The sequence below is a fragment of the Mesorhizobium sp. WSM4820 genome (genome assembly GCF_055811075.1).
The window spans coordinates 167,943-188,355 of sequence record NZ_JBVVQN010000007.1 but is presented as its reverse complement, the minus strand read 5'-3'; the positions used below and the strand labels follow the sequence as shown (position 1 = coordinate 188,355).

Below are 20,413 nucleotides of genomic sequence, written 5' to 3'. Positions count from 1 at the left end.
CCTGTTCACTCCGCCGCGATCGTCATTTCGGCTTCCACGCCATCATCGTCGAGTTCGTCGTCGATCCCTTCCTCCGGCACGTCGCCGCGATAGGACTGCTTGCCCATGGCCTTCTCGATCAGGGCAAGCAGTCTCGCCTGGCGATCCGTCATGAAGGCGTCGAACATGTCGGCGCGCAACAGGGACGGGTCGATCAGATGGGAGGCGAGATAGGTGTCGAGATTTGACGGACTGATAGGCGGCGTTGAAGCATTGCCTGCTTCGAGTTTCGACAGATATCCGGACGACGCTTCGCCGCCGATGATGCGGTTCGTCCGGTAGGAGAGCGGCGTCTTGTTGATGATGGAGTCGAAGACATCCGGCTTGAGGCCCTTCGAGCGACACCAGGCCTGCGGGAAAATGTGGTGGATATCGACGTACTCGCCGAAGAAGACGGTATGATCGAAACCCTGACCTGACCGGAAGTCCCTTGCCCCTTCCTTCATCAGCAACGCGTTGACTCCCTTGTAGGCGGCCGAAAGCCGCATTCGCATAGTCTTCAGCCGGTCGGCGCGGAAGATGGTTTCGCTGACGGTGGAGGGCGGCGGCCCGCCCCGGATCCATGCGGGCACTTCCATGAAATCCTTGGCGATCCGGGTGTCGACGGCCGAGCCGTAGAGCTCGCCGAATACGCCGTTCCAGTACCATTGGACCAGTTTCGCCCGGACCGCCTCGTGTTCCCAGGCGTCGCCGATGTCGGCGAGGATGGCGGCGAGCGGGATGATCTGCGACTGGTAGGGAAGGTCGTAGATCCGGTAGATATGCTGCATATGCAGGAATTTTGCGGCGGTGAGGAAGCCGCGCTCCGCCTGGGCCTGGTATTTCAGGTAGGCTTCAAGCGGCAAGTTGAGCAGCGCCTGTCTGTTGCCGGTGACCTGCGGGAGTTCCTTGCCCTGCTTTCCCTCGGACTCGGCCTGCCGCCGCCGCTCACGCGTATGGAAAAGGGAGACGACCTGCAGGAAGTCGGTATTGCCGACCTCGGCAAGGATTCCCTTCTCGGCGTCAGCCAGCTTCAGCGCAGAGGCGAAGCGTCCATGACGGCCGCCATCCGCCTTGCCGTCGCCGTACCAGTCCTTGCGCAGTTCGTGCCCGTCGGCGGCGTACATGGCGGTGACGAGCTCGAAGGCGTCAAGCGGCTTGCCTCCGGTGTTGACCTTCTCGAAGACGAGGCAAACAGCCTCCTTGGAGGTGGACTTGTCCAACGCGATGACCGGAACCTGGTATTTGGCGAAGTTATCGATCACATCGGTGTGGAAGTGGCTGATGATTGGCCACTGCTCGTTGAAGGTGTCCTTGGCGTTGGCATGCCCCACGAACTGCATTTGCCAAGTGTTCCAGTCGAACACCATGGAGAGCGGATACATCAGCGCGTCGAATTCCTTGTCGCGGCTCGACAGGTCCAGCACGACGTCCTTGCCGAAGTTGTCGCGTAGAATTCGATCCTGTGGCAATCCAATGATTGCATCCTCGCGGTCGGTTTCCGGATCGAGCGCCTTGCGGATGTCGATGTAGAACCAGCGGTCGACGCGCTTCTTCTTTGGCGTCACCGTGCGCACCACCTTGTTGCGCAGGGTGACCTGGTAGAGCGAGGTCATGCGCTGCTGCCCGTCTAGGAGAAGCTCGTCCGGAACAGTTGTCTGCGCGGCCTCGGGGGCGCCCTCGACCGGGCGGGGCTTGAAATTGACCGTGCCGGAGGTTTCCAGCGTCATCAGCGCGCCGACGGGGAAAGCACGGGAGATCGAAGCGATCAGGCTCTTGATGCGGTCTTCGTCCCAGACCCAGCTGCGCTGGAAGTCCGGCAGCTGAAGCTTGCCTTCGTGGCACGCACGCAGAAGGTCGCTGAGGGCCACCTTGTTCGTCTGGAATGCGCTGCTCATTGGGCCGCCACCATTCCTGCCGTTGCCTGCTCCGAAAGACGTTGCATCAAATTCCCCCACTCCTCCCCGATCGCGAACGCATCGCGGAACTCGGCAAAACCCCAGCGCCCGTATCTCTTCAAGTTGTTGACGCCGGGCACCCAAAGCGTCTCCATCGTCTGCGCCTTGAGCTGCGCGTCAAGGCCGCGAAATCCTTTTACTTCGACCACGAGGTTGAGAGGGTCGTCGGTGCCGCGACCGTCGTCGATCTGGACGATGAAGTCGGGCAAATAGCGGCGCGTCACCGAGCCGGCGAGATAAGGCACCTCGAAGCCGAGCGCCTGGTTTTTCACATAGGCGATTGTCGCGGGATGGCTCTCGACGACGCGGGCGAGTTCGGCTTCCCAGTCGGAATCGAGCACCACCGCGTTGACGTGGCACTTGTCAGGCGCAGTCCATTGCACGGGCTTGGTGGTGCTGAAGGCGACGTGGTTGGTCGAACCGTGCGGATTATAGGGGTCGAGCATCGCCTTGACGATCGGTTCGCCGCCGGCGCTCGCCTCGCGAACGATGCCGGCATAGATGAGGCTGGCCGCCTTGTCGGCGATCTCGGCGTAGGTGAGCATGCCGATCCTGGTGCCGCCGACCGTTTTCAGATGGTCCCTGATCCAGCGCCGAGTGATCGGCTGGATGAGGTTGTAAAGGTGATAGGGCGGGTCCTGGTCGCCGTCGCGGAAATAGCGCTCGACCAGCCGTTTGGTCAGATGCACGGCGACCGTGTTCGGCCGCATCTCGTCCAGCGCGTCCGGCGAGATGTCGTGGCCTTCGCCGACTAGCCCTTCGAGCCTGGTCTCGCAAGGACCAACCAGTTCCGGCGTGAGCGTTAGCGTCGAGTCGGCATTGAAGGTCGCCTGGATGCGGTCCGGCGGCAGCTCGGTGCGGTAGCCCGCGACACGCGGAAAGCGGATGCCAAGGCGCTCGCGCTCACGCACCGCCGCGACGCGCGTGACGGGTTTCGGCGGTTTCTTGGTGACCTTCTGCGGCTCGGTGGCGAAGTCGAAGGGAATGCCGAGGATGTCGGCATACTCCGTCTCGAACAGCTGGGTTTCGGGATTCAATTCATAGGACTGGCGGCGCAGGCCGCGGCCGATCACCTGCTCGCACAGAAGCTGGGTGCCGAAGGCGCGGACACCGAGGATGTGGGTGACGGTGTTGGCGTCCCAGCCCTCGGTCAGCATCGAGACCGAGACGACACAGCGGATCTGCTCGCCGAGCCTGCCCTTCTGCCCAACAGTGTTCATCACCTCGCGCAGGAGTTCGCTGTCGGAGATGTTCCCGGCCGCGGCTCCCTCGCGTTCCTGCTTCTCGCGGCGGAACTGTTCGATCTCGGTCGCCGCCATGTCGCGGAATGTCGCGTCTAGCGCCTCTCCGGACTCGATCTGCTGGGAATCGATCAGCAGCGTGTTCATGCGAGGCAGCGGTTCGCCAGTGTTTTTGTCGAAGTTGCTGAACAGCGGGAGATGGCCATGATGGATCGTTTGCAACTGGCCTTCGCGTTCGCGCTGCCAGCCGGAAACCCACTCGTAGACGAGCTTCGAGCTGGCGGTATTGTTGCACACCACGATGAACACGGGCGGCACGCCGATGCCGACGCGCTGCCATTCGTCGAACTCCTTCTCATAGTGGCTGTAAAGGGAGATCAACGCCGTCTGCAGCTGCGCCGGGATCGAGAACGGGTCGAGCTCGCCGGACTTGCCCGCGCCCTTCTTCGGCATTGCCTTGCCGATGTGCTCCCACAGATTCCGGTAGACGGGCGTGTCGGCGTTCACCGCATTGTCGGCGACGGGCACGCGCGGCAGTTTGACGATGCCGCACTCGATGGCGTCGACGAGGGAAAAGTCGGACACCACCCAGGGGAACAGCGTGCCTTCCTCGTAGCCTGAGCCGCGCAGGAAGAAGGGCGTGGCGGAGAGGTCGTAGACGGCACGCAGGCCGACCTTGCGCTTCAGCGCCTCCAGGCCGGAGATCCAGAGCCGGGCGGCCTCGTTGTTCTTCTTTGCCTCTTCCTTTTCCTCGCCCTTTGCTTCGGCTTCCTCGTCGCTGCCCGGCCGTTCCCGGTAGCAATGATGCGCCTCGTCGTTGATGACGACGATGTTCTTGAGGGGCAGGAGTTCGCCGCAGGCGCGCTGCAGCATTTCGCCCTCGGTCTCCTGCTTTTCGATCGGCTGGCCGGTGCGACCCTGCATCAGACGCTCGCCAACCGGGTTCAGGTCGTGCGCCTTGCGGCGCTGGAAGGCGTGGTAGTTGGTGATGACGATCTTGGCCTTGCCGAGGTCGATCATCAATTCGGCCGGGACGAGCTCGCGGGTGCGGTAGTAGTTGTCCGGGTCTGAAGGATTCAGGACGCGAAGTCGGTCCTTGATGGTGATACCCGGCGCGACGAGCAGGAAACCGCGCGAAAAGAGGGATGAATTGGGCTGTCGCGCTGCATTGATCGACTGCCAGGCAATCAGCATGGCCATGACCGTTGTCTTGCCCGCACCTGTCGCCAGCTTCAGCGCCAGCCTGAACAGGTCCGGATTTGCGTCCCGGTTGGCTTCCTGCAGGTGCCGGAAGATGTGCGCGTACTGTTTTCGTCCGCGAGCGACCTCGGCCAGCCAGATTGCCGTCTCGACCGCCTCGATCTGGCAAAAGAAGGGTTTCTGGTTGGAGAATTCGTGATGACGCCAGTGCTGCAACAGACGCTGGGTGACGGGCGTCACTCCCCAGTCGTTGGGGTTTGGCAGAGCCCGCCAGGATTCGAGGTGATTGCGGATTTCGTTGATAATCGGAGTTGGGTTGTAGCCGCTGCTGTCACTCTCCTCGGCATCGAATGCAAGCGACGTCTGGCTGCGCGCGGCCGCCGCCTTCGTGCGCCGCGCCTTCGGGACCGGTGTGACATACTTCGACCGCCGTCGACCTTCGATCGGAGGATGTTCGAGCGGCTGGCCGTCGTCTCCAAGCGCGTGATGCCGAGTCGGCGGCATGTACGGAGAGTTGAGGATCGGCTCGGCATAAAAAGGTTTCGTCATGCTCCCCCCAGAGCGAATCCTGCGCATATTGCATGGGATGGAATTCGTTTATCAACCCTGAGCGGGCTGTTGTTCCGGAAAGTTGGTTCTTCAACTGGAAATCGGCGCCATCGGCCGAAGCTCTCCTCGAATGGTGGAGGACCGAATTATGGTCCGAAACAGTCAGCCCAGTTACCACACCCTACGACCCGAAGCAGCTAGCTTTAACATTTTATATCGCGATGTAACGCTATGGTTACCGACGCTGGATTATTGCGCTCATATTCCATCGAAGCGTCGCAGGCCAAACACGCTGGACAAGAGGCGGCTATGGCGCTTCATTGGATCGGGGCAATAAGGGTTTGGGTGGATGATTCGTGAATATAGGTCTTAAGGGCAGCTCGCCAACAATTCCGGCGGGTATTCAAGCATCGCCGTCATATCGCTTACTGAGCGAGATCCTCGCCCAACACGGTCTTAACAAGCCCGATGGTCGTCCGCTCTACCGCTATCGCATCAGCGACTCTCAATATCAGAATGGTCTTTTACTGGTGCGAAGGGCTTCAGCATTGCTGGACCGAAGCAACCGTCCGCTTTGCGCCATCTTCGCGCTCGTTACGTCGGAGTGGTTTCGCAGAGAGGCCAATACCTTGTGGCGGCGCTGGCAAGATGTCGGCGTAGTGCCGGACGACATCTCCATCAACGAGCGGAACGAGATTACACGCGCCGGACTTCGCTGGTGGGGGCTGGATCCCATCGTCACTGAAGGACCACAGCGTACCCGCAACGAGTACCTGATGACGCTCGCTCGCAATGGCGGACTGCCATCGACGCTTCTCGTGGGCGAACGCGCCAACGCGGTGCGGAGCTATTTCGAGAATGTCATGGCAGACTCGCTCGCATTGGGGTGGCCCTTATCCCACGCCGACTGTTTGACGATCGCCATCCGTCACGCAGAAGGACTGCCTACCAGCTACCGGGACGACAGCATTTTCGCTCTGGCTGCTGAGTTGATCGCCGGGTTGATCGAATGTCGCCGCGCCTTGCCGAAGGATCAGCTAAACAACAACCCTGCTGGCTGGCTGGATGCGCAAGCAAAAGGCTGGCGCGACCGCCTTCCGATTCACCTGCCCGAGGACCAGGCTGCCTGCAGCAGGCTCTTTAACGATCTGCTCACAGTCCCGCCAACGGCGCTGGGCGGCGGCATCGGGCTCAGGCGCCTTCTCGCACGCGCGCCCGGCGGCAACTGGATCGAGGGGTTCGTCGTGCAAGCCGACGGTCCGCTCCGTTTCGATGCGCTGGCCAACGAGCAAGAAGGCCGCTTTCGCGCTTATTTCGCAGGAGGCGCCGCCCGGCTTACCTCTCGCGAATTCGCGCTGGTCTATCGGTCGGAAACGGATTCAAAGGGCAAATTCGAGGTGACCTCGCAGGCGCTCGGTCGTCCCGGATTCGTCGGCCCGCTGCCGTTCTCAGACGCGATAGCAGTGACACTTTCGCGCGAGGGCAGTACTTTGCCGGCCGTGTGCTGGCCCGGCGGCCGCACTGCGGCCTCGGCTTGTCACGTGCTGCGGCAAACGGAGCGAGAGGATCGGCTAGAACTCATTGGGACCGGCTCGGTTCGTTCGACCCTGGAAAACCTTTTCGTATGGGTATCGGGAGAGACCAGGGTCTTAGGACACGATGACGGCGTCGCGGAACTCATATGGCAGCACGACGATCGGGCCCTCTGGCGCGTGGAGGGCATGGCGCTCGTCGAGACAGGAGAGGGCGAACGCTACCGCGTTCAGGCGGGTGCATCCTCGGACGAGGAACGGCGGTTTGATCTTGAGACGATTTATCTGCCAACGCTGTCACTGGACGATGGGTCCATCCAGCCTGTCGCCGCGCCATTATTGGTCCGCACGAACGGCTCCGCCGGCACACCACGCCTGCGCATCCTGCGGAACGGGCGCGAAGTGCACGCACGACAGGCTTTGGAAGGACTCGTTACTGTCCAGTGGCTGGATGAAGAAGGATTCCTGGTCGACCGCGCCCGCGTCCTCGCCTTACCTAACGGCTTCAGCATTGAAGGGCGCATCGAACCCGCGGGTGCGCGTGTTTCTTGGCGCGGCCTGCGGGATTGGGACATCTCGCCGGTCGATACGGACGGTGTAACGATCGAGGCAGAACGATCGGGTAACAGCTTCCTAGCGTCATGGCGCGATGCGCCTACTGCCCAGCAGCGCCTCCGGCTGACCGATCCCGAAGGCGCCACAGTGATGGCGTCACTCCATCTCGTCGCGCGCGAAACTCTGCTCATTGACGCTTCAGGCAAGATTCGCAAAGACGCGCCGGAGCTGTCGCCCGCCGATCTACGCGGCGCCGTTCTAATGACTGGTGAGCCGGTCACGATCGATCTCGACTTGCGCGGAGCGGGCGATGCACGGGCGCTGATCGCCCGCCGCGTGGAAGGCTCGACCCCCATGGTGCGCTTTGGTGCGCTGGCTGAAAGCCTACTCGGCCTGTCGACTGAACGCGGCCCGAGGGTGATGATAAGGGACGATCGCAATCGCCCACTCTGCACCATACGCCGGAATCAAAACGTCCCGCTCGTGACAGACGGGAAGGTCCTCTTTGCGAATCTTGGCGCTGACGTGCGAGCGGTTGCGCGACCGCTCCTGCAACCGGAAACGGAGATCGCGCTCCTGCAAATTGGCAACGGCTTGTTCCAACTGCCGGCCAATCCCGATGGTTCATATCTCGTGTATTGCCGCAGGGGTGACGCAGTTTTGACGCGTCCTTCGATTGTTGAAGCGCCGATCGATTCTGTCCGGCGTCAAACGCTCACGCGGCTGCAGGACATCGCGGTTATTTCGGATGAGGACGCCCGCCGACAAGCCATCCAAAGGGAACTGCGGATCTTAGCCGATGATAGGGAAAGAGGGGCCGAGATTTCGCAGCTCATCCGCATCGTCGCGTCCCTCAACGGCCTCAGCCCGCGAGCGATGGACATCACGCGCGAGTTGCCTTCATGCCCCACGTTTCTATGCCGACTGTTGCTTGCCGCAAGCCCCGAGCGACTTGATTCCATACTGGTGCTGGAACGCGATCTGCCCTTCCTTTGGATGGCATTGCCGCTCGACGCCTGGAATCTGGCCGCGGGAACGGAATGGAATCGGGCCTTGTCAGACTTGTCGACGGTTTTCGAAGCCGGACAGGCTACGGCCCAAGCCACGCTACAGATGCAAAAGCGCTTCGAAACGCTTGTCGAGAGAACCTTTTGGTTTGCCGGAATCGTTCGTTCCCTTGGCTTCGGCAAGAACCCCCCTCAGGGTCTCCGATCAATTGCTCAAGACTACATGCGCCTGCGCCATGACCAGCACGACGAACTGCCGCGCAGTCTCGCCGAGCGAGCCGCAAGTCTCGGCGTGCCGCCTGGGCTTGATGGGTTCGACCATCACCATTTCCCGATGCTTCTCGTTCCGCTCTGCCTCGCAGGGGTAGCGTGTGGAAAACTCGCTATGTCAGCGGAGATCGCGGCGGGTCTACGCAACGCGCTCGATATCGACCGCAACTACATCGCTGCGGCTTATCCTCATTGCCTCGAGTTCCTCACCAAATGACCATTCGACCCTTCGAGACTCTAGCCCGCTTGCGCCAACGCATGGCCGAGGCTGTGATCGCCCAGTCAGGACTGCGGCATCCTGCTCTGACTGCACACCTCCGGAAGACGCTGGCGAGTCCCGACGGCGAGGGCGCGCTGATCCCACCTCCCGTCCTGGAGGGAGCCTTCCCGTTCGTAACTGCCGACGAGACACTGGACGCCCTCTCAGGCAGTTTGCTCGACAGACGGACTGTCGCGGCCCTTGTCGGAGATGACAGCGGCGAAGGTTACTCCTTCCCGCAGAAGCGCTTTCCGTACCGCCACCAGATCGCAGCCTGGCGGACACTTGGAGGACCGGAACCGAAAAGCGCGGTCATCTCCGCCGGCACTGGCTCTGGAAAGACCGAATGCTTCCTCGTGCCTCTACTTGACAGCCTTTACCGCCGCAACGAGAGGGTGAGCGGCGTTGAGGCGATCATGCTTTACCCGCTGAACGCGTTGATCGCGAGCCAGCAGGAACGCCTCGATGCCTGGACGAAGCCTGCTCGGGGCACCATCCGCTACTGCCTCTACAACGGCAACCTACCTGAAAAGCTAAAGGCCAACGAGCAGAGGGACGCGCTGTCGCGTGCGCCCCAGACAGTGCCTGACCGCCAGATTTTGCGCAACGATCCGCCGCCGCTTCTGGTGACGAACCTCACGATGCTCGAATACATGCTGGTCCGTCCACAGGACCGGCCGATCCTGGAGGCGTCCCGGGGCCGGCTGAAGTGGATCGTGCTCGACGAGGCGCATACGCTGGTCGGTTCGGCGGCGGCGGAAGTGGCGTTGCTCCTGCGCCGGGTCATGGAAGCCTTCGAAGTCGACCCGGCGACCGTCCGCTTCGTTGCTACCTCCGCGACGATCGGAGAAGGCGCCGATGTCGAGGCGAAGCTGCGTAGGTTCCTCGCCGACATCGGCGGCATCTCGCTCGACAATGTCGTCATGATCACCGGAGATCGGCAGTTGCCGCGACGCCCGGCGAAGGGAGGCGCGGCCCCCGACGCGGCTGCGCTGTCCGCGCTGCCGCCACCTGCGCTCTTCGACGCGCTCGGCGGCCACGATCCAGTCTGGTCGCTCGTCGAGAAGTTAAAGGACCAATCTGTCACTGCCGAAGAGTTTGACCAACTCGGCAGCAGGATGGGTACTGATGGCGAAACCCTTGCCATGGCGCTAACCCGCGCGCAAAGCGCCGCTCGCGAGACCCTCGCGCCTCTTCGAGTCCACTCGTTCCATCGCGCGCTGCCCGGTCTCTGGTGCTGCACAAATCCAGGCTGCCCGGACTCTGCTGTCGGCGAAGATTGGAGCGCCGGACGCGTTCTCTATGAGCGCGAGGAAAATTGCCCCTCCTGCAGCATGCCAATCGCCGAGCTGTTTTCCTGCAATGAATGCGGCGACGCTTTCATGGTCGCTGAAGAGAAGGGCGACCGCCTCACTCCGCCACGCAATGTGCCGCCCGCCGACGAATTCTTGTTCGAGGCCTTACGCGAAAGTACTGATGCTGAGGCGGAAGACGACAAGAATGAGGAGGAAATTCTCCTCGACATGCCGTCCATCCGCCATTGCTTCTCGCTGTCAGACGCAGGCCTCAGACCACTGTTCATCGACGAGAAGACTGGCCGTACAGCGGATGGCGGCGGCGAGGGCCGGTACCGACTAACGTCCCACGGCGACGGCAGAGGACCTTGCCCGTCCTGCAGCGCCAAGAACAGATCCGGGGATAAGCTCTATCCCTTCCGTTTCGGCGCGCCCTTCATCATCGGAAACGCTGCGCCGATGCTGCTCTCGGCCATGCCTCCCTCAGACAAAGTGGTTGTGCCCGCCCTTCCGCAGATGCCGCCAGACCTTCCGGCGAGCGGGCGCCAGCTCATCAGCTTCACCGACAGCCGCCAAGGCACGGCACGGATGGCGGCGCGCCTGCAGATCGAATCCGAACGCGCCTTCGCTCGCTCGTTCATTTACCAGGCAGTCCAGCTGAAGGCCGCTGGTGCCGAGACCGAGGAGACGGCTAGCCTGCGCCGTCAGATTGAGACCCTTAAAGGTCTGCCCGGCTGGGAAGACAGTCCCATCGCCGAGACCGTCAAGAGTCTCGATCAGCGGCTTTCCGATCAATTTGGCGGCGGGAGCGTTGAATGGAAGGAACTGCGCGACGGTCTCGCCGAGCGTATCGAAGTGCGCGAATGGCTGCCGCAGGTCTGGGGCGATCGCGCCGACATGTTCAAATCAACCCAATCGTCGACCGCCTCCCAGTTGGCCGACGCGCTTCTTCTGCGCGAAATGTTGCGCCGCCCCCGTAGGGCGAACACACCCGAAACAATAGGCCTTGCTCAACTGCTCTATCCGGCCGTCACCAAGGTGGTGGACGCTCCGCGGAATTTCCTTCAACGCGGTGCGACGCTCGATGATTGGAAGGCACTTCTGACGTGCATTCTCATCTTTTCGGTCCGCAGCACTTTTTCCGTCGCAGTTTCCCGCGAGCTTCTTCGCTGGATTGCGCGGAAGGGTTTTCCGAAAAAGCTTGCTGCTCCCGGCCTAGAAACGGGAAAGGGACAGCAGGCTTGGCCACAAGCTACAGCATCTTCGAATCCTGCGCAGGTCATTGAGCTCCTTCGCATCGGCCTGGGCCTGAATCCTGGGTCGCGGGAAGACCGAATGGAAATGAACAACTGGCTCGATAAGGCGTGGAACCAGCTTCTGCCACTTTTCAAGCCAAATGAGAGCGGCGAGCGGGCCCTGAATTTCGACTTCCTTAGAGTTGGTGCGCTGCAACGCGCCTATCATTGTCCGGTCACGCGTCGCATCGTCGATGTCGCGCCTTTCGGGCTAACGCCCTATGCCCGCACGGCCAAGGATCGCGCCGAGCCGATCACGCTGCCGATCTGCCCCGTAGGCGAGGGTGAGATGGCCCGTCGCGCATTTATTGAAACCGATGAAACGGTGGCGAGCTTGCGCGCGCGTGGGCTCTGGACAAATCTGCACGACCGCATTGCGCTCTTTTCGCCTTATGCTCGATCGGCGGAGCATTCCGCGCAACTGTCGCCCTCTCGGCTGCGTCGCTACGAGGCCCGGTTCAAAGGCGGCGAAATCAATTTTCTCAATTGCTCGACGACGATGGAGATGGGCGTCGATATCGGCTCGGTGAACGGTGTCATGATGACGAACGTTCCGCCCTCGATCGCCAATTATCGCCAGCGTGTCGGCCGTGCGGGCCGACGCGGCCAGCCCTTGTCGCTCGCCTTCACCTTTGCCAAGGACCGGCCGCTTGACCGCGAAGCTTTCCGTGCGCCCGCAAGCTTTCTCAAGCGCACGATAGCCGCGCCACGCGTCGCACTTGACAGCCGACCTATTGTGCTGCGCCATGTCGGCGCTTTCCTGCTCGGCCGCTTCCTTTCGCTGCATAGCGGCAATGCCATGAGCATGAAGGCCGGTGATTTCTTTGGTTGTCCCGAATCGCCGCGTTCGTCCCGTCCAGTCAAGGCTGAGCGACCTGTCGCGCTCTTCCTCAATTGGCTAGGCCTTGCTACCACCGCAAGTGAGAATGAAGCGGCGCTTCATCGACTTGTGCGTGGAACCGTCCTTGATGGACGGCGCGACCTCGCCGCACTGACCGCTGACGCCATGGCCGACGTCGAATCCGACTTCTTTCGCGAGTGGCAAGCCTTACAGGAGCAGGTGCCCGGCGCAGCCGAGATTGGTGCCGCGAAATCTATCGAGATTCACCTGAAGCGCCTGTGCAGCGAATTTCTGCTGGCCGATCTCTCTGATAGAGGGTTCCTTCCAGGCCACGGCTTTCCAAACAATGTCGTCTCATTCGAGCTTGGCCGCGCCGTTTCCGACGATGACGTGGGCGACGGCCGTGTCGGCCAGCGCCATGGCGGACCGAAGCGGCCGCTCGACATCGCCATTCGCGACTACGCCCCGGGGTCGGAGACAGTAGTCGATGGGCAGGTCTACCGGGTCGGCGGCGTGACGCTGAATTGGCACCGGCCCTCCAGTGAAGAGGGCGTCCACGAGATTCAGGCACTGCGTTGGGCCGTGCGTTGTACCCATTGTGGTGACTCCTGGACCGGGGCCGGCTCATGGCCTGACCTCTGCCGGTCGTGCGGCGACACAGCCGTCACCGTGGAGAATTACCTCAAGCCCGCCGGCTTCCTGCGTGACCACCACGTCGACCCGCACGCAGATGTCGACCAAGTTGCCTATGTGCGGCCCGAACCGGCCCGAATTTCAGCTGGGTCGGCGCAATGGGAGGCGCTGAGCAAGCCGACAGCGGGCCGACTAAGGCTCAACCGCCGTGGGACCGTCTACTACCATACTAAGGGGCCCGGCGAGGCAGCCGGCGGCTACGGGCTATGTCTTCGCTGCGGCCGAATGGAGCCGATGAGTGCCGGCCAGATAGTATGTGTCGGCCTTCAAGACCATAAGCCGCTCCGCTCGCCGGAGAACTTCAAGGAGCCGTGCGATGGCAACGACAAGGCTTTCGCCATTCAGGTTGGCCTTCATCTCGGCCACGAGATTCACACCGATGTCCTTGAATTCCAACCAGCAGCTACGCCTGATATTGGTGCGGCAAACGCGATCGCTATTGCGATGCGCGAAGCGGTTGCACGTCACCTCGGCATCGAGCCGGACGAGATGGGCTATGGCATCGGCGCCTCGCGCAATGCCGTGACCAGCGCGACGCTCTCGATCTTCCTGCACGACCGCGCCGCAGGTGGCGCTGGCTACGTCGTCCGCGCCGCTGACGATATGCGCACGATCCTGAAGAGTGCTCGCGCCATTCTGGAATGCCCGCGCGATTGTACGCACGCCTGCTCGTCCTGCGTCCTCGTCTCGGACGCGCCGGACAAGGAGGAAGAACTCGACCGTAGGAAGGCCATCGGATTCATGGATGCCCATCTTGCACTTCCGGACGTCATCAGCCCCGACGATCTGTTCGCGCACGATGCCGACATCTCCGAGCGGCCGCTGGCCGAAATCGACGACTGGCTGAACGCGCGCGGACAAACCAGACTGTTTTTCTGGACGCAGGCGGGCGATCCCGCATCGCTCGAGGATTGGCCCCCGACCGCCCTGTTCCGGCGCTGGGCTGGCAATGGACGGTCCGTTACGCTGATCCTTCCCGAAGGTACGGTCGATTCGCTCGACGCGGCGCAGCTTCTCTATCTTCGCGACTACGGGTCGCGGCACCAGCTCATGATCGCCGAGGGCGACCCGATGCGCTTCGACAATGGCGCCATCCTGTTCGCCTATGCGACGGATGGGGCAGCCGGGAAAGGCTGGGCTAGCCGGGACCATGCGGTCGGTTTGGCTGGACCTGACTGGGGCGCCAGCCACAGCCTCCCCATCGCCCACGCGCCGCTTGCCTTCCAGCCAACGATCAAGACGGTCGACCCCGAGCGTCTGGCCCCGGCGAGCGGCGCCGCCGTGGTCGTCCTCGATCAGGCGTTCGAGGGCGCCATAGGCGTGCTCGGGGAGAAGATGGCAAAAGCGATCCGCAAAGCGGCGGCGGATTGCGGCATTGCGACGAGGGAACGGCCGGTGGAAGTTATCTACCGTGACCGCTTCGCTCGCTCCCCTATCGTACTGCGCCTCCTGCTGGATACCGTGTCCGCGCTTGCCGATGGCGAGACGATCTCGGTCTCCATCGAAACCGCTCCCGATAAAGGCTCTGGTTTCTCACGGCTCCACGTAGCCTCGGACATTGCTGACGACGATTTGTTGAACGCTTTTGCCGGAGCGTACGGCGACCGTCGCAATCTTGATGTCTCGCTCGCGGTCGGACAGCCGCCGCACAAACGAAGCCTGACGCTCGCCTATGAATCGGGGAAGCGGCTGATTGTTGATTTGGACCAGGGCTTTGGCTGGCAGATGTATGACGGTCACGATCGTTCTTTCGAAGCAAGTGCCGTGCCGCATGCCGCGGCAGGTCGTGTTGCAAACCTCACGGGAAAGCTCCACCGTAGGCATGATCATGACAGCCAGATGGTAGTGTGGCGAAGCTAGGCCGGACCAGGGCAGCGATCGCCACCCATCTATCGATCATATACCCAGGCTGAAGATGTCAGTCGGGCCATTGGGTCGACCCTTAGACAGACATCACAAGCCGGTCGAGAAAAGGCCGCTGGCCGACAAGCAGCTTTTCCCGGGCCATTTCGAGGCCGAACCACCCTGCGCGATCGATCTCAGGAAAAGTCTGCATGCGGCCGCTGCGCGGCGGCCATTCCATCTCGAACATGTTGCTGCGCAAGGTGCCGGCGTCGAAATCGTCTTCGACGCCGAAGGCCGTAACAAGCTTGCCGCCGGGCTGGCGCAGCGCTCCCAGCGGAAGCAGCGCTCCCTTAAGCTCCCAGCCGGTTTCCTCCACAAATTCGCGACGCGCCGCAGCTTCCGGCTGTTCGTCATCACCATGCTCGCCCTTTGCAATCGACCATGCGCCGAGATCGCGGCTTTGCCAGAACGGCCCGCCCGGATGGACAAGCAGCACCTGCAGTTCACCGGTCGATCTGCGGTAAGGCAGGACGCCTGCACTTCTTTTCGCCATCGCCTCATGCCTCCGCCATCCAGCCTATCATCGCAGGCAGGCTGAACGGGACATGTTCCGTTTGTCGAAAGACTGCCCTGCCCTGCGTCGATGCGACCGGCTACTGACGCCAGGTCAAATCTCGCTCGTTGCTTGGCCAACCCAGGGATTGACGACATTCAGCCCCGCAGCCTCGAAAGGGCTGGTGTCGCGTGTCGCGATCATGAAGCCCCGTGCAGCGGCTGTGGCGGCGATATAGCCATCAGCCTTGCCGATTGCCTTGCCGGCCGCTTTGGCGTTCGCCGCCAGTTCGGCATAGGCTTGCGAAGCGTCAAGATCGAAGGGCAACACGCGCGCCCTGAACAGCGGCAACACGCTCCGCTCCATGCGCTCGTGCAAGGTTTCGCGGCGCTTGCCGGCAGGCAGCGCTGCGATACCGAAACGCAACTCGGCTACAGTGATGGCCGATAGATAGAGCGTTTCGATAGCCTGCGCGTCGATCCACGCCACGACACCCGGGTCGGGCGCGAGCTTCCACGGCTCGGAAATCACGTTTGTGTCGACGAGGATCATTCAAACTTCATCGGCTCGGCCGGGGTCTTGTCGCGGAGGTTCTGTAATGCGCGCACGTCTTCATCCGCGAGTCCGGCCTCGCGGCCGATGGCGGCCAGGAGCGAGCCGAGCTTGACACGGCCCTCGGGCCGCGCCGCCTTCTCCAGGATGTCGCGGATTTCGGCTTCTGCGCTACGCCCGTGCATGGCTGCGCGCACCCGTAAGGCGCGGTGCACTTCGTCGGGCACGTTGCGGACTGTGATAGATGGCATTGCTTGCAAGCCCTCAAGATGATTGACATGCTTGCATTCTACGCAAGTGCAACAATAGGCGCAACCCTGACCGGAAACATCTGGTCCCGATCCCCATCTACTCATGCGAGTTGAACGGGAGTGGTGCGCCTGAATGGCAAATTTCCGTTGGGCTCGAGACGATCTCAAATGATACTGGCCGCCGCCGCAAGTCGCTCATTCGGGTCGCATTCGACTTCCATGAGCGGTGGTAGTGACGGAAATCCATCCACGCTGGCCATCAGTTCCAGATAGCGCTGAGCCGACGCGGCCCACTGAAATCGCGCCGCCCTGGCGCGACCGCGTGCGATCAATTTGGTTCTGAGGCCTTCTTCGTGGACCAGGCGCATAAAACAATCGAACCACGCATTCTCGTCGCAAGGTGATGCGTACAACACCGCATCGTCGCCGATTTCGGGCAGGCTGGCACGGTCCGACATGACCACCGGACATCCCAGTGCCATGGCTTCGAGGGGCGGCAGCCCGAAACCCTCGACCAAGGAGGGGAACGCGAGGCATAGGCAATCGCGCAGAAGCGCGCCGAGTTCCGCGTCCGACCTTCTTCCCAGCCAAATGACGTTTTGCGATTTCTGGTCGCCGCTGCTGGCGAAAACGCGGGACGTTGACGCGCCGACAACAACAATCTGCAGCCCCGCCGCGGCAAGACGCTCGTGCATGCCGATGATCAAGCCGACATTTTTGTGCGGGATAGAACTGCCAAGCACGACGATCGTAGCAGGGCCGGCCACTGCCAGTGTTTGTTGCGAGTGGCAAGGAGCCCATCGCAACGCATGTTCATGCCCATTGCCTACAATTTCGACCTTTGCCGCCGGGCACACGCCATAGCGCGCCAGTTCACCCGCAGAGTATTTCGACACCGTCGTAATCTTATGCGCGGCCCGGCCCAAGGCAGGAACCAAGGTGCGGTAGAGAAGCCGAAATGGAAATGAATAGCTCTGCGGGCATGCCCGTGTATTGACGTCGTGAATGCACAGCACCTGTCGACGAACCGTCACAGGGCCCGTATTGCAGAGGCTAAGCAGCCCGCCGCGAAGACAGGCCGGAAGCACAGCCTGTTCCCATAAATGTCCGCCAAAGCTGCCGACAGTCCGGACACGGATCGCTGCCAGGGGCATATTGTCGAGCGCCCCCGGCGGGACCAGCAACTCGACCGTCAGATCCCGTGTCAAGGCAGCCTGGCCCACGATCAAGGCATCCAGCGCCGAAACGATCTCGCGTGCGTAGCGTTGAACTCCGGTGGTCGGCTGCGCGAGAAAGCGGCCGTTGATTGTCCAATGTCGTGTCATCACAGGGTTTTTGATCACCAGCGCCATGCCTCAGTTCCAAACTTTGGACGACCAGGACAGCAGGGTCATCCTGGCCTTTGGGACGTACCCGGTCGTTTGCTTCAGAGGCTTCCCGGCAGCTCTCATCCGAATGGCGAGGCCAATCATGGGCGTTTACGCCAAATGTGTGAGGTTCTGCGTGGCGCGGTTTTGCTAGACTGCGTTGGGCAGTGCGGCAGATCTCAATCGTCGTGCTCGGATGGATGTCAGGCGAGTTCAGCGAGTGGAGTGATGCCGCATGATGTCTGGCGCAAAACATGCAAGTTCGCGCTGATGCAGCGGCCGACCAATCCATCGCAACCAGGTTCCGTTGGACGGGCCGTCGCCGCGACCAGACGTCTGTGGACAACCCTGGCATGCCTGCTGGGCATGACAGCTTCGTGCGCAGCGGATCTGCTCTGGGGGGTGAATGGCCATCCCTTTACCGCCTATCCCGGGATATCGATCGAACAGCAAATCGATTATGTCCGCGACCTCGGCATGAAGTCGTATCGCGTCAACATTTCCAGTCTCGACAGCGCCACCAAACTTGCCGAACTGGTCAAGGCGGGCAAGGAGCGCGGAGTCGAGATCCTGCCGGTAATCACGCCCGGCCTCGACCTGGACAATGGGACCGTCGATGACCTCTATGCGCAGGCCTACCATCTCGCGTCGACACTGGTATCCCGCTTCAAGGACGACATCCGCGTTTGGGAGCTTGGCAACGAGATGGAGAATTATGCCATCTTGATGCCCTGCGAGATGCGGGAAGGCGGAATACAATACAATTGCTCCTGGGGCCCTGCCGGCGGCACCGAGACGTCCCATTACTTCAGCCCACGCTGGTCTAAGGTGAGCGCGGTGCTGCGCGGTCTGTCGGATGCAACCGTCGCGGTGGATCCGACCATAAGAAAAGCAATGGGAACGGCCGGCTGGGGTCACCGCGGAGCGTTCACCCGGATGCTGCAGGACGGCATCAGATGGGATATATCGGTCTGGCATCTTTACGGGGGCGACCCCGAGGAAGCATTCAAGTTCCTGGCCACTTTCGGTCGTCCAATCTGGCTGACCGAATTCAACTACCCTGGGGGCAGCCAGGGGGGAGAAAATCAGCAGGCGGACGGACTGGTGCAGACGATGACTATGCTGCGCCGATATCAATCTCCATATGGATTGGAAGCAGCCCATATCTACGAACTGCTCGACGAGCCGTACTGGGCGCCAAGCTACGAGGCCTTTATGGGCCTCGTGCACCTGAAGAAGCGCGGCGATGGGCTATGGGCGCCGAGCGGGCGAAAGCCGGCATATGATGCCGTAAAGAAGGCCATTGCGAACGGCAATGCAGGCTCGAGTTCGTCGACGGTCGCGAGGGAGAGCCCGCCGCCTGCGGGCCAGGTGTCGGTGCCCAGCGTTCCCGTGACCGACACATTTCAGCCCTGTTCGCTTGATGCGTTCGACAAGTCTGCCCTCCCGGCCAACCAGATTGCATATGCTTACTGCGTTATCTTGCATCGCATGCCGTCTCCAGCCGAGCAGTGGCGCGAGGTCGTCGCGATGAAGAAGGATCCATCCATATTTCCGATACTGACAAAGCTGTTGCTTTCGGTCGAATTCAGGACCGACAATCAGCCAGTTGGTCTTGGAAATGCGCAATATATCGCCATTCTCTATCGGACATTGCTGGGACGGGAGCCAGACGGCCATGGGCTTTCTGATTACGTGTCGAAACTGGACAGCGGCGAGGCGAGTGGAGAACGGATCGTGGCGGAATTGATCCATTCACCTGAGTTCCGCTCCAGACACAAGGTTCTGTTTCCGAACGAGCCTCAATAGTTCAATGAATATTACTGGCCGCAAGATTGTCGTTGGGGTGGCCTGGACAGCGGTCGAAACATGATGCTGGCAGTTCGCCATAAGCACCATCTTTGCGCATTGTCCTGTGGCCCGAGCGGTGCCCCGGCCGCCTTTTTCGCGACTACCGGAACGGGCAACGCCAATTGCGAGGATCATGAGTGAGGATCTCCGGGATGGCGGATTCTGCCCATATCAAGAACATATTCGGGTTCGATGCGCCCCGTCAGGACATGAAGCATGGCAAGGATGTTGCCGCGCAGCCTTCCGCGGCGGTCGATGTAAGACTCTGGGCGCACGCTGCGCACAAGGTTGGCGGCGACATTGCGCGCCATGAGCGGCAGTGCGAATGTAGCCGGCATGGTTCCCTTCTTGATCAGATAAACCGGATTGACGATCTGCGAATATCCGAACCGCTCGCCGCTCACGCGCCCGGTCTTGATACCAAGATGGACGCCGCGGATCGTATTCACCGCGACGACGCGGCCGCACGACCTCAATTGGCTGGAAAAATCTATGTCCTCCTGCCAGCCATAGAGAACCAGGCGCTCGTCGAAGCGCAACTTGCCGATCCTGGCGGCCCGAATGGACATGTTGCAACCATATGCGCCGAGATGATGGACGACCTCGGGCTGCGGCGGCGGCTCCTGCTCCGACTGGTGGAGAGCCAGCATGGCGTCGTGCCAATCCAACCCGGCGTTGACGGCGCCGTCCTGGACCACTCTGCCCATGACAACAGCCCAGTCGTCATGCTCTTCGAAAGCTCTCTTGACGCGCTCGAGATAGTCGTCGGCCGGCACGAAATCGTCGTCGAAGAAGGTGACGACATCGAAACGCCCGCTCGCGTGGTCGAGCGCGCTGTTGCGTTGCACGCATGACCCTTTCTTCCCGAAGACAAGGGAAACCGGGAAGCTGATCGTCTCAGGAAGCTCGACATGCGTGGCATCGGGCGCGGAAACGACAACTTCGTCAGGCGGTTGCGTCTGGCGCTGCAGATGCGACAGCAATCGGCAAAGTTGGCTGCCGCGGCCAAGGGTTGCAATGATCACGACGAGCTTCATGCACAATCCAGCCAGAGGCGACAAGGGCGATTTCGCTGCGACGGTAAGCCCTGGGATGTGGGCAGACAGCCTGTTAAAAAGGGGGGCTGCGGGGCTAATCCGGCGCTACCGCCTGCCTCGATAGGTGTAGCAACCCCATCTTCGGATCGCATGCCTCTCCTTTGGGCTTAGCGGCCGCGCAGGTTCACGGCCTTCCACAATTGGTGCCCGAATCTTCCCAGGGTGAACGCCTCACGCGGCCGGA

10 protein-coding genes are annotated in these 20,413 nt (G+C 61.6%); 3 read left to right on the top strand and 7 right to left on the bottom strand.

The window, feature by feature from the left end; genetic code table 11:
• Nucleotides 1-5: 5 nt before the first annotated feature.
• Nucleotides 6-1,916 (bottom strand): GmrSD restriction endonuclease domain-containing protein, encoded by a 1,911-nt coding sequence (locus AC0L2R_RS13920; RefSeq protein ID WP_473509576.1) that lies wholly within the window; start codon nt 1,914-1,916, stop codon nt 6-8.
• Nucleotides 1,913-4,966, bottom strand: a complete 3,054-nt coding sequence (locus tag AC0L2R_RS13915) for a BPTD_3080 family restriction endonuclease (protein WP_473509574.1) — start codon at nt 4,964-4,966, stop codon at nt 1,913-1,915. The genes AC0L2R_RS13920 and AC0L2R_RS13915 overlap by 4 nt, the downstream gene beginning before the upstream one ends.
• A 356-nt stretch (nt 4,967-5,322) precedes the next feature.
• On the opposite strand from AC0L2R_RS13915, the gene AC0L2R_RS13910 reads away from it, so the two are divergent.
• Together AC0L2R_RS13910 and AC0L2R_RS13905 are read left to right on the top strand one after the other, a co-directional pair.
• On the top strand, nt 5,323-8,547 hold the full coding sequence (locus tag AC0L2R_RS13910) for an STY4851/ECs_5259 family protein (RefSeq protein ID WP_473509572.1): 3,225 nt from the start codon (nt 5,323-5,325) through the stop codon (nt 8,545-8,547).
• Complete coding sequence (locus tag AC0L2R_RS13905; RefSeq protein ID WP_473509570.1) at nt 8,544-14,573, top strand: DEAD/DEAH box helicase; 6,030 nt, start codon at nt 8,544-8,546, stop codon at nt 14,571-14,573. The genes AC0L2R_RS13910 and AC0L2R_RS13905 overlap by 4 nt, the downstream gene beginning before the upstream one ends.
• Before the next feature lie 82 nt (nt 14,574-14,655).
• On the opposite strand, the gene AC0L2R_RS13900 is transcribed toward AC0L2R_RS13905, so the two are convergent.
• The 4 genes from AC0L2R_RS13900 to AC0L2R_RS13885 all read right to left on the bottom strand — a co-directional run bounded on the left by AC0L2R_RS13900 (nt 14,656) and on the right by AC0L2R_RS13885 (nt 17,239).
• Nucleotides 14,656-15,111: an NUDIX hydrolase gene (locus AC0L2R_RS13900; RefSeq protein ID WP_473509568.1), complete on the bottom strand. Its 456-nt coding sequence runs from the start codon at nt 15,109-15,111 to the stop codon at nt 14,656-14,658.
• A 114-nt stretch (nt 15,112-15,225) separates the two neighbouring features.
• On the bottom strand, nt 15,226-15,663 hold the full coding sequence (locus tag AC0L2R_RS13895; RefSeq protein ID WP_473509567.1) for a PIN domain-containing protein: 438 nt from the start codon (nt 15,661-15,663) through the stop codon (nt 15,226-15,228).
• Complete coding sequence (locus AC0L2R_RS13890) at nt 15,660-15,914, bottom strand: FitA-like ribbon-helix-helix domain-containing protein (RefSeq protein WP_473509565.1); 255 nt, start codon at nt 15,912-15,914, stop codon at nt 15,660-15,662. The genes AC0L2R_RS13895 and AC0L2R_RS13890 overlap by 4 nt, the downstream gene beginning before the upstream one ends.
• Nucleotides 15,915-16,078: 164 nt before the next feature.
• Nucleotides 16,079-17,239, bottom strand: coding sequence for a glycosyltransferase family 4 protein (locus AC0L2R_RS13885; RefSeq protein WP_473509739.1), 1,161 nt, complete (start codon nt 17,237-17,239; stop codon nt 16,079-16,081).
• A gap of 270 nt (nt 17,240-17,509) precedes the next feature.
• Here AC0L2R_RS13885 and AC0L2R_RS13880 point away from each other — a divergent pair, with 270 nt between their 5' ends.
• On the top strand, nt 17,510-19,090 hold the full coding sequence (locus AC0L2R_RS13880; RefSeq protein WP_473509563.1) for a DUF4214 domain-containing protein: 1,581 nt from the start codon (nt 17,510-17,512) through the stop codon (nt 19,088-19,090).
• A gap of 173 nt (nt 19,091-19,263) precedes the next feature.
• On the opposite strand, the gene AC0L2R_RS13875 is transcribed toward AC0L2R_RS13880, so the two are convergent.
• Nucleotides 19,264-20,169: a glycosyltransferase family 2 protein gene (locus tag AC0L2R_RS13875; protein WP_473509561.1), complete on the bottom strand. Its 906-nt coding sequence runs from the start codon at nt 20,167-20,169 to the stop codon at nt 19,264-19,266.
• Nucleotides 20,170-20,413 lie beyond the last annotated feature (244 nt).